The organism is Burkholderia sp. KCJ3K979 (assembly GCF_016759955.1).
Classification (GTDB): Bacteria; Pseudomonadota; Gammaproteobacteria; order Burkholderiales; family Burkholderiaceae; genus Burkholderia; species Burkholderia orbicola.
Genome location: NZ_JACFYV010000213.1, coordinates 1 through 11386, shown reverse-complemented (window position 1 = coordinate 11386; position 11386 = coordinate 1). Strand labels below are relative to the sequence as shown.

7 protein-coding genes and 1 pseudogene are annotated in these 11386 nt (G+C 57.3%); all 8 read left to right on the top strand.

Annotated features, from left to right (window positions below; all coding sequences use genetic code 11):
• The coding region (locus tag H3O04_RS36345; protein WP_237666471.1) for a hypothetical protein at positions 1–231 on the top strand (231 nt) is incomplete at its 5' end.
• 292 nt (positions 232–523) lie between these two features.
• Positions 524–703, top strand: coding sequence for a hypothetical protein (locus H3O04_RS36340; protein ID WP_337249674.1), 180 nt, complete (start codon positions 524–526; stop codon positions 701–703).
• A gap of 183 nt (positions 704–886) precedes the next feature.
• Positions 887–2122 carry a type II restriction endonuclease gene (locus H3O04_RS29405; RefSeq protein ID WP_202589018.1) on the top strand — a complete coding sequence of 412 codons (1236 nt, stop codon included), beginning with the start codon at positions 887–889 and terminating at the stop codon, positions 2120–2122.
• Positions 2123–2127: 5 nt separating this feature from the next.
• Positions 2128–4008 (top strand): UvrD-helicase domain-containing protein, encoded by a 1881-nt coding sequence (locus H3O04_RS29400; protein ID WP_202589017.1) that lies wholly within the window; start codon positions 2128–2130, stop codon positions 4006–4008.
• Between the two features lie 5 nt (positions 4009–4013).
• Positions 4014–7205, top strand: a complete 3192-nt coding sequence (locus tag H3O04_RS29395; protein ID WP_202589016.1) for a helicase-related protein — start codon at positions 4014–4016, stop codon at positions 7203–7205.
• Entirely contained in the window at positions 7195–9054 is a 1860-nt protein-coding gene (gene drmB, locus H3O04_RS29390) for a DUF1998 domain-containing protein (RefSeq protein WP_202589015.1), read from the top strand. Before H3O04_RS29395 ends, drmB begins: the two co-directional genes overlap by 11 nt.
• On the top strand, positions 9054–10727 hold the full coding sequence (locus H3O04_RS29385) for a nuclease-related domain-containing DEAD/DEAH box helicase (RefSeq protein ID WP_202589014.1): 1674 nt from the start codon (positions 9054–9056) through the stop codon (positions 10725–10727). Before drmB ends, H3O04_RS29385 begins: the two co-directional genes overlap by 1 nt.
• A 360-nt stretch (positions 10728–11087) precedes the next feature.
• Positions 11088–11213 (top strand): annotated as a pseudogene (locus tag H3O04_RS29380) (plasmid pRiA4b ORF-3 family protein); the annotation flags it as partial.
• Positions 11214–11386: the final 173 nt, after the last annotated feature.

Here is an 11386-nt window from a genome sequence, read left to right as displayed (position 1 = left end):
CTTCAAGCCAGCCTCGGCTTCCTTCAAGATGCCGATGATCTGTTCTTCGGTGAATCGCTTTTTCATTGCCGTTCCTCTCTGGAACGGACTCTACACCGTCACCGTACTAAACGCGGGGAGCAGGTCACCCAGATTATCTGCAAAGGGTTTACGTTCGATACCACGGTGGAGGCCGAAGCTCGGGCACGCACCACCGAGTCGGAGATGGATCAGGGGCGGTTCGCCTCATGAGTCGAAGCCAAGCGCACCAGCCTAGGCCAAGCGCTCAAACGTTACCGGATCAATCACTGGCTCCGACAGCCTCTCCGATATTTCCCGCTGGCCAACCTCACGGGCGCAGGAAATCGCTCTCATCACGACTCCATGATATACAGGCATTGATTTCTCTCGAACGAGACGGCCCCCTCTTGCGTCTCCATTGTGTACCTGATGGTCGACGTGGTAGACAGTGCTACGCGTAGCCGGATAATGTCTCTGATATACATGGACGCGATAACAAGGCGGAAATCCTGATTCGCAACCTATTCGGCTCCATCTTCACGCCCGCGATCTTCCATGGAAGCCTGACATCACGCTGTCTCGCCACCATACTGTAATCACGCTGTCTCGCCACCATACTGTAGTATTTGTGCATGCCTGCTTCTGGCATGGGCACGATTGCCTACTGTTCAAGTGGCCAGGGACCTGCCCGGATTTCTGGTAGGAGAAGATTGGGTAAAACCAAGTAAACGGCAGCCGGGCCAAGGAAGCTATGCTGGCAAATGGCCGGCGCGCTGGTATTATTTTGGGAGTGCACTCTGCGCGGCGCTAGGGAAAATATCGAGGGCGCAACACAAAGCCTTGCCAATCGGCTTCGTAGTGACGCCCCATCTTTTGAGATACGGGGATGAAGCAAGGGTATCTGTCGGAATATTTTGAAGGGGTCGCCGCGAAGAGACTCAGCGCGGTAGAAGCCGACGAGACACGGTCAAACCAGCACGAATATCATGCTACGAAAAAGGTTCGGGCATTTCTCGGGAGTCCTGAAGAGAAAACGAGAATACCTGCTCGTTTCCTCTATCTCACCGACGATGACCCCACCCCTATTGTGGAAGATGCGTTCCTGACGCTCTATAACTGCCGAAAAGGCAAGCCACGTGCTCCAGAATACCATCTATATTTCCCTACCACGACCGTATCTCTGAATGCCAGCGAAGGGGATCTGCTTGTTATCGCCAAAAAGCGTGATGGTGGCCTGCTCGTCATCATTGCCGAGAATGGTTCAAGCATTGGGCGGCAAATTGAATGGTTGTTTGGATTTGTGGACCTTGCACATCCCGGCTTCTCAGTCAAATCCGAGCTGGAAACGGAGCAGGATCGCATCGAGTTTGCCTCGCGGTTCATTCTGGAAAATATCGGCATTGCGGTGGAAACCTCCGAGGACACGTACCTTGATGACATGCTTTCTCGCTTCGCCGGCCGCTTTCCGACTACCCGTGAATTTTCAGCATATGCTCGATCAACCCTCAAAGATCTTTCACCACAGGATCAGCCAGATCTTGTCTTGATGACCTGGATGGAGCGAGAGGAAATCCTCTTCCGCACGCTTGAGCGTTATCTTATTGCCGACCGTCTATCGCAGGGATTTACCGGCACGGCTAGTGACGGCGTTGTTGATGTTGATGGTTTCCTATCGTTCTCCCTGTCGGTCCAAAACCGGCGCAAAAGCCGCGTCGGCCTTGCCTTAGAAAACCATCTGGAATTGCTGTTCGCCGAAAACGGCCTTCGCTACACGCGGACAGCAGTGACGGAGAACAAGGCAAAGCCTGATTTTCTGTTCCCAGGGGTGGCCGAATACCATAATCCGGCGTTCGATTCACTGAAGCTTACCATGCTCGGCGTGAAATCGACCTGCAAGGACCGCTGGCGGCAGGTCCTCGCCGAAGCAGACCGGATTGATGACAAGCATCTTCTGACGCTAGAAACAGCAATCTCAGCAAATCAAACTGACGAAATGGCAGCAAAGCGGCTGCAGCTCATTCTACCGCGCAGTCTGCACCAAACTTATACCCCCTCCCAGCAGGCATGGCTCATGGACTTGCAAACATTCATCGGCCTGGCACAACAGCGTCAGAATTACTAATAGCGATGAACTCTGCCGCCATGAATAGTGCTAAGAAAAAGTTAGGCTGGGACGCAGATCAGCTTAGGGTGATCGAGCAAGATAAGGATGCCCGGCTTGTCGTGGAGGCGGGGCCCGGAACCGGAAAGACGGCCGTTGCTTGTGCGCGCCTTGCCCACCTGATCATTGAAGAAGATCTCGAACCAAGCAACACTTGGATGATCAGTTTCACGAGGACCGCCGTAGCAGAGATCCGTGCGCGGCTTCAATCATACGTCGGCGATGCATCCTTTGCCATCCGGATCGCGACCATCGACTCGCATGCGTGGTCCATCCATTCCGGGCATGACCAGAATGCTAGGCTGACTGGATCTTACGAAGAGAATATCGCCCGAGTCATCGAGCTATTGAAAACTGACGAGGATGTGGCAGACGAGCTGTCGCAGATTGAGCACGTCGTTATTGACGAGGCGCAGGACCTCGTTGGACCGCGAGCGGACCTGATCGAGGCACTAGTGGCACGGCTGCCTTCGGACTGCGGGGTCACAGTCTTCGCCGACGAAGCCCAAGCAATCTATGACTTCTCCGACGACAACACTGGACGTCGCAATGCGGCAGGTTCCATACTCGATAAGTCGTTGCTCGATCGTTTGCGGGCCACGAAAGCACTGGGCTTCACTACGCTGGTCCTAAAGGGGATTCATCGCACGTCCTCTCCTGGACTCCGAAAGATCTTTTCGGAATTGCGCCAAGACGTCCTCGACAAACAGAAACACCGCAATGGATTACACGCTGCGACAGCAGAACGAATCCGCGCGCTGGCCGACAAGCGCGGGCTGAAGTGGACCGAGATGAAAGTCGCTGACTTTACCAGCGACGATCTGCTGCTTTTCAGAACTCGTGCCGAAGTACTAATGGCGTCGCAGTTCTGTGACTCTCCCCATCGGCTGCGCCTGTCTGGCTATGGGATGACGCTACCGGCATGGCTGGCAATCTGTTTCTTTGACTTCGTGGAGCCGTTCCTCGCAGAGCGACACTTTCTCGATCTTTGGGTGACGCGCATCGAAAACAAGATCGCTCCTCAGTACGGGGCCGTCGAAGCCTGGCAGCACCTCTTGCGCGTTGCAGGGTGCAGGGATGGGAGCATCGACATGCAGAGGCTGAGACGGCGACTGGGCCAGACCCGGCCCCCGGTCGAGCTAACTGTCCCTGAGTTCGGCCTTCACGGCCCGATAGTTGGAACAATTCACGCGAACAAAGGTCGCGAGGCGAGCAATGTCCTCCTCCTCTTGCCGAACGGCGCGAAGTTCGAGAGTATCGATGATGAGATCGAAGAGGCACGGGTGCTTTTTGTCGGCGCCACGCGAGCGCGCATATCCCTCACCGTCGGCGAGATCAACGCCTTTAGAGCATCAACTTTGCCATCGGGACGGGTTCATCACACCGCAAGAAATGGCAAATCGACAATGGTCGAGATTGGTCGTGACGGCGACATCACCGCACGCAGTCTCGTTGGCCGCCGCGAGTTCAACGCAGCCAATGCCTCGGAGGGCCAAGCTTTTCTGACTAAGGTCACCGATGTTGTCACCACCTACAAACTCGAAGCCGATCCTGATCTCAATTGGCGCTACAGGATCCTTGCTGGTAGTGAGGGGCCCTGTGTTGGTGCCCTGTCGCGCAACCTCACATACGACCTCCGGGAAATACTCGCGAACAAAAACCAGAAGCACAGCCACAAGCCGCCGAGATACGTGAAGCATGTGAGAGGTCAGGGCTGCGCAACGATCGTTCTAGGCCCCGACGACACTGATCTTGAGGCCCTGAATGAGCCGTGGGCTTCCTCCGGTTTCGTTCTGACACCGAGAATTGCAGCGTTCCCCCCCTTCTTTTTTTTCGGCCGGAGGTAGCTCCCATGGAGGACAAATCACAGGATAGAGATATCGTCGCCTGCAGGCTTGCCGAGGACCTCGTCGGGCCGCGTGCAGAGTACGAGGAACTGACTGCACGTCCGTCCGATGTGTATCTCACCGGCATCCTCTGGCCCCAGCGCACGGCGATGTCAGGGGAAGATGACGATCGCCTTGGAACGGCGGGCGCAGGCTCAGGTGAGGAGAGCGACGGCGAAAATGACGCTGTCAGAACCGGTTCGATCCAGAAACCCTCCGTGGCCGGCATATCGTTCAGCGCCGCATCAAGTGATGTACCGCTAGTTCGAGTCATCTGCAGCTTCGCCACATACCGGATTGAAAAGCGAGACGGCGGCGACATCTGGATTCGCCAGCCTCACCGGGGCGAAATTGCGTGCCTCGATCTGGTGCCCGGTCCAACGCGCGAGATCGCGCTTGCGGCATACGGTGAGGGACTACCCGACGTCTCACTGAGTGTCCGATGCATCAATGCCGGGAGCGCCGTCTTGGCCACTCTAGCTCTCGTGAATTCAGCCGTTCCAGAGCGGGGCCGAAACGAGATCGAGGCCGCGTCGCTGTTCCAGACGTCGCTTCGCGTCGAACCCTGTGAGGGCACCCTGCTGGTGCCAAAGCCTCCTCGACGCGCGACGCCGATGCATCAACGAGGTGGCTGTGGAACTGGCTCAGTCAGCGACGAGGAAAGCGGGATACTGCTTTACAGGAGAGTGGCGGAGTTCGCTGTCGGACATGTCTGCTCAGCCGGGTGGGAAACCGCGGATCACGCAGCCGGAATGCAGCCCAGTGCACGATGGGTTGGGACGTCTTGGCTCCCGTCAGCCATCGTTGAGAGCGTTGACCCGAATGGTCATGCCTTCTTTTCCGGGATTGGCAAGGAGAGCGGGGCGTTCGATCCGCTTTCGGCCGAGGCACTGGCCTCCGCCGACATGACGACCCTCGAGAAAGGGCTACAGCTCTTCTGCGATGCCTACGAGCGCTGGGTACAAGTGCAGCGAAAGCGAATCGACGACGCGACGGACGTGTGTCCTGAACTGAAGTACGTCGCTGAAGCACATCTTGCTCGATGCGAGGAGGCGCTCGGGCGCATGCGAGCATCGGTCGTCGAACTCGGCAACGATCCGCGACTGCGGCGAGCCTTTCAGCTGGCAAACCTCGCCATGCACCTGCAGCACTCGTGGGACAGTTCCAAGAGCCGCCACGGCCCACTGCGCTGGCGGCCGTTCCAGCTGGGGTTCCTGCTTCTCAGTGCACCGTCCTCGGTCATCCGCGAACACAAGCACCGTAGAGTCATGGATCTCCTCTGGTTCCCCACCGGCGGCGGCAAGACCGAGGCATACCTCGCACTGATCGCGTGCATCGCCGTGTATCGCCGCCTCTCGGATGATCCGAATGACCACAGTGGCGTCTGCGCCCTCATGCGCTACACGCTCCGCCTGCTCACGACCCAGCAGTTTGCCCGGTCTGCCGCGATGATCGTCGCTCTGGAGGCTATACGCTCCGGCCGGGTTGCGTCCCCCGACGGCTTACCGCTTCAAGGCGACGAGCCGTTCTCGATCGGCCTGTGGGTTGGCGGAGACGCCACTCCCAACAAACGCGCAGATGCATTCGCTTCGCTCCGGGGGTCTTCGGAGGTGGCGTCCCCAAAGCAGCTTGCGCGCTGCCCCGCCTGTGGCGAGAAACTGAAATGGTCTATGGCGAGCGTCACCTCACCCGTTGACGCCGAATGCACGAACAGGGCGTGCACGATGTACGGGAACTTGCCTGTCTTCACAGTAGACGATGATGTCTACGACAGCCGACCGACACTACTGATCGGAACGGCCGACAAGTTCGCGCAGATCGTCCGCGAGAAGAGAACCAACAGCCTATTCGGCGTTTCGGATGGCTCTCCGCCGGACCTCATCATCCAGGACGAGTTGCATCTCATCTCTGGTCCCCTCGGGACGATCGCTGGGGCGTATGAGGCAGCATTCGACCTGATGTTCGCCGCGCGAGGGCATCGAGCAAAGGTCATCGGCTCGACTGCAACGATTCGCAGAGCGTCGGAGCAGGTGCTGGCACTGTTTGATCGTGAAGCATTCCAGTTCCCGCCGCCGGCGATCGATCACGACGACTCCGGTTTTGCGGTTCGTGATCGGCGGCCAAAGGCAGTGGGAAGACGCTATCTTGGCGTCACCACGGCCGGTCGGTCGGCAAAGTTTGCCCTGCAAGCCGTCGCAGGTTCGCTGCTGCAAACGACTTTTGGGGCTTTTAGCGATGATGTTCGCCGGGACGCCTACTGGACGCTCGTTGGGTACTTCAACTCACTTCGTGAGCTTGGCGGTGCACTCGTCCTCATGCAGGACGACGTCACCGACAGTATCGCGCTGTACGCTGACGCACGCTCCGAAGAGAGAAGGCCTCTTAGCAACGTCGAGGAACTGACATCAAGAAGGACTCAGGAAGACATCCGCGAGATGCTCGACCGTCTCGATATCAAGGTCGGCCTTCCCGGTGCAGTCGATGCGGTACTCGCGACGAACATGGTCAGTGTCGGCGTAGATATCTCGCGTCTGGGACTGATGCTGGTCAACGGGCAACCCAAAACCATCGCCGAATACATCCAGTCCACCAGCCGCGTTGGTCGCGGAGAAGTGAGCGGACTGGTGGTCTCTGTACTCAACAATGCCAAGGCGCGCGACCGTTCACATTTCGAGGCGTTTTGCAGCTGGCACCGCACCCTCTACAGGGATGTGGAAGCAACAAGCGTCACCCCCTTTGCGTCACGGGCTCGCGACAGAGTACTGCATGCTGCGCTGGTAGCTGCGGTCCGTCATCTTGTTCCCAATATGCTCGATTCTCCAAACATGGATGACGAAGCAGAAGACAACGCAATGGACCTAATAGACCTACTCGTCGAGCGCGCGAAGCGGATCGATCCCGAAGAGACCGCCGTCCAAGAAGAACTGGAACGACGTCTCGACACATGGAGAGCGAGGCTACCCGAGTTCTACTGGAGTGACTTCAAGGGAGGAAAATCCCTACTTCAGAGCGCCGAGCGGGCCGCCGCTCGCCGGGCCGCCGGCCGAGACACCGGTGCAGCATGGCCGACCCTCAACTCCATGCGGACTGTCGAAGCCGGCAGTCCCTTCAGGATGGCACCTGTCCTCAAGGCAAAGGATGATACACATGAAGAATGATCTTCAGGAACTGCGGCGCAGCGCAGTCGTTTCTACATTCGGGCCTGGCTCGATTGTAGATTTCAGAGCGGGTGGAGGAGCCGTTTCGGGTATCGCTGCGGGACTCGAGGAGTGGGATCGCTCCTTTCCTCCAGCTGGTCTGGCCCACCCGCAGGTGATCCGTGAGACGCGCTTGCAGAAGAAGCTTGGCGTTAAGGGCTTCAGGACACCGCCTGTGACGCTCGAGCGGGGAAAGGATGATGATCCGGACACCCGGCGCCTTGTCGCCGTGCGCTTCCCGAAATGGCTACAGTGCCCGAAGTGCGATGTCATCAAGCCGGAAAGGCGATGGAAGAACGATCCGGGCAAGGCCTATCGCTATTGCCCTACCTGCACGGAAAAATCCAATGGAGGTAACAAGGTCTTCGTCATCCCGGTCCGTTTCGTCATGGCCTGCAAGCATGGCCACGTAGACGAGTTTCCTTGGGACTGGTGGGTAGGGCACGAGCCAGGTTGTTCGGTTTCGAAGCGTGACAACGCAGAGCGTCATCCCGGGCTGATCCTACAATCCGAGAAACCTGGTCTCGTTGGACTTATCGTCAGTTGCCCAAAATGTGGCGCACGCCGGTCAATGGACGGCGTCTTCTCGAAGAAAACATGGGAACATGGTCCGAAATGCCGGGGGCGTCGACCATGGCTGACCGATGGTGACGAACAATGCGGCAAGGGGCAGTACGCCGTCCAACGAGGCGCGTCAAATCTCTACTTCGCCGTGACGGAGTCGGCCCTTAGCATTCCGCCTTGGTCCGACCGATTACAGGAGGTCCTAGGTGCCTGGTGGAGTTCTCTCACCAATCTCGACGACCTGTCAAAGTTGGAGGCGTACATCAACTTCCTTGCGAAAGGTGATCTGGAGAGCACCCTGAGGGAGCTGGAGATGTCGCCCGCAGAACTGGCAGAGGCGATCCGGACCCGACTCACGGCGTACGGACAGCTGCGAACCGACGACCTGCGCCCGGCAGAATATCGGCAATTCGTCACCGAACCTGGTCGCAGCCGAAACCCTGGGATCGACTTCGAAACCCGTAGGGAATCCGTATCCCCGGAGATATCTCCGTGGTTCTCGCGAGTGGTACGGGCGGTGCGCCTACGCGAGGTTCGCGCGATTAAGGGATTCACCCGGATCAATCCACCCGGCGATCCGGACTCGCCCGAGATTGCTCGACTCTCCAAGGAGCCACTTGAATGGCTCCCGGCGATTGATGTGCGCGGTGAAGGTATCTTCCTTGCACTGAATGAGGAACAGCTGTCAACCTGGGAAAACCGACCAGATGTCAACGCGCGCGTCTCCGAGTGCGAGATTCGACGCCAAGAGGACTGGAAGGAGCGCTATGGCGATGACGCGAAGCTACCTTTGGCGATAACCCCGCGCTACATGCTCTGTCACACCCTTGCACACGTGCTCATGCGCCAATTGACACTGGAGTGCGGTTACTCCTCAGCGTCCCTGCAGGAAAGGATATATGCCGGGACTGGCAATGAGCAGATGGCCGGGATTCTGATCTACACCGCGACAACTGACTCGGACGGAACGCTCGGCGGCCTCGAACGGCAGGGAAAGGCGGGACGTATCGAGGGTATCGTGCAGCGTGCGATCGAGGCGATCGAGTGGTGCTCATCCGATCCGCTCTGCATCACGGACATGATGGGAGCGATCAGCAGCTATTCGCATTCGGTGTGCCACGCCTGCTGCCTTGCTCCCGAGACATCATGCGAAGCCTTCAACAGCTTCCTCGACCGCGCGCTCCTGACCGGTGACGGAACGGGTTCCGGCCTCGGGTACTTCGAAGACATGCTCAGGAGAACGTAATGGCAGTGCTCTGGCCGAGGAAACTGCCCCGTTCGGTACTGGATGATCCGAGACGCCGGGCGGAGGTTCGTGTGTATGACAGGCTCGCCCATGTTCTCGACGACACTTTTCATGTCTTCTACTCGAGCCCGTGGCTGGGTACAGACAGGCTGGGAAACGAGAAGGATGGTGAATGTGACTTCCTGATCGCACACCCCAGCCACGGCATACTAACGATCGAGGTTAAAGGGGGAAAAGAAATTTCGTTCGATCCGAAGGACGCGCAGTGGCGGAGCAAGGATCATGGCGATTTCGTCCACAAGATCAAGGACCCGGTAGCGCAGGCGCGAAGTGCAAAGTATGAAATCCTCAAACGGCTCAACGAGTCACGCAGATGGCCACGCCGCTACATACATGCCGCTCATGGGGTTATTTTCCCTAGCGCAGGGTCACCTCCCAGCAATCTCGGAGCTGATCGTCCGACCCGGATTTTCTGTTGTTCACACCAGTTACAGTACGGTCTGCGCGAGTGGGTCGCCGAACGACTAAAGGAAGGGCAAAGTCCTGATAACTGCGAGCCTCTCGGTCACGACGGCATAGCGGCACTGGAGAAGCTGCTGGCACATCCCTTTACCCTGAGTTTCCGGATCGGCGCCGCTCTCGCAGAAGCTGTCGGAGAGTTCCGCGTCCTTGAGCCCTCCCAGTACTATGTCCTCGACGCTATCACCGAAATCCCACGGGCACTGATTCGGGGCGCCGCAGGCACCGGCAAAACCGTGGTTGCAGTTGAGGAAGCGCTACGGTCCGCCGCGGCGGGCAGGAAGACCCTCCTGACCTGTCACAGCCGCCCCCTTGCAATGAACCTTGAACGAGGACTGAAAGGCGTCGAGAACCTCATAGTCTTCGGCTTTCACGCGCTGTGTGGACAAATGGCAAGTCAGACAGGCGTTCAGGTACCCTCCAACGTCAGCGAACGCGAACTCTACGAGAGCCTGCTGCCGAATGCTCTCTATAACGCGATGGAAATCGAGCCTACTCTCAAGTGGGACACAATCATTGTCGATGAAGGCCAAGACTTCCGCACCGAATGGTGGATTGCAATCGATGCATGTCTGAAACGCAGCGGAAACCTCCGTGTTTTCATGGACAGCAATCAAAAGGTGTACGACGGCGCCGGGAATGGTGTTCATGATCTGAGCGTGGTTCCCGTAAGACTCTCCCGTAACCTCCGCAACACCAAGAACATCCACAAGGCTGCTTCAGTTCATTATTCCGGCCCTGACATAGTTGCAGACGGGCCCGATGGTCTTGAGGTATCCTGGATCAGCGCCGAGGATCGCGATTCGAAAATCGAAGCCGCATACAAGGAGCTTCGACGGCTCGTGTTCGGCGAAGAGGTGGCCCCTGGTGACATAGCAGTGCTTGTCAACGGGCCAGCCGCCAGAACGAGCTTTCTCGAAAGAAGCAGCCGGACAAGCATTCCGCTTACAGATGCCGAAACCATGGCGCTCGAAGATGTGGTCGTCGATACCGTGCGGCGATTCAAGGGACTTGAGCGGCCAGCAATAATTCTAATAGTCAGCGGCGATGAAATGGAGCGTCGAGAACTTGCCTATGTCGCCCTATCGAGGGCGCGGGCCTATTTGTGCGTAGTATGTTCCAAAGATGAATTTCGATGGCTTTCAGAAAATTAAATGCGCGACGATTTAGGCACTAAAAATCAGACGATTTACTGACATCTGCCAATTGTCATTTTTAATTACTATCAAACCATTAGTAAATGTATTAATGATGCTGAATCGTGCTATCAGTTGCTTGAAAAGCACTATCCGCCACTATCCCCTGCACCGGTCGCGAGGCCACTCGGCCGGAAACCCTCGACTATGGGCAGTGGCACGGTTAGTACGATCGCCGGCACCACAATCGGTGTCGGGATGGTACTTGCCAGTACGGAACTCGCTGTAGTCTCCACCAGACTCATCTTCCTGATCAAAACATGCCGTACTTGGATCGTCATCTTCAAAGAGGCCAATCATCTGGTCGATCAAGGTCTGAATAGCGAAGAGGCAGAACATTACCGAAACTGGGTTGGCCCCGGCTTCGATGCCGAACGGTTCGATCTACGTGCTGCCAATGTCACACTGCTACGTACGGCATCCAATCGTTGGGGAAACCGGTAGCTCACGCCGTCAAGACGGTATCTCCGCCACAACTAAATCAGACGATTATTCTTCAATACGCCTCCGATACGCCCAAACCTCTTGCCTCAAGGCATTTATCAACAAATGAACGGAGCTCTTCCGGTTGTGATATTTCAACAAACCGCTCCAATGAAATGCTACGTGATTTATTC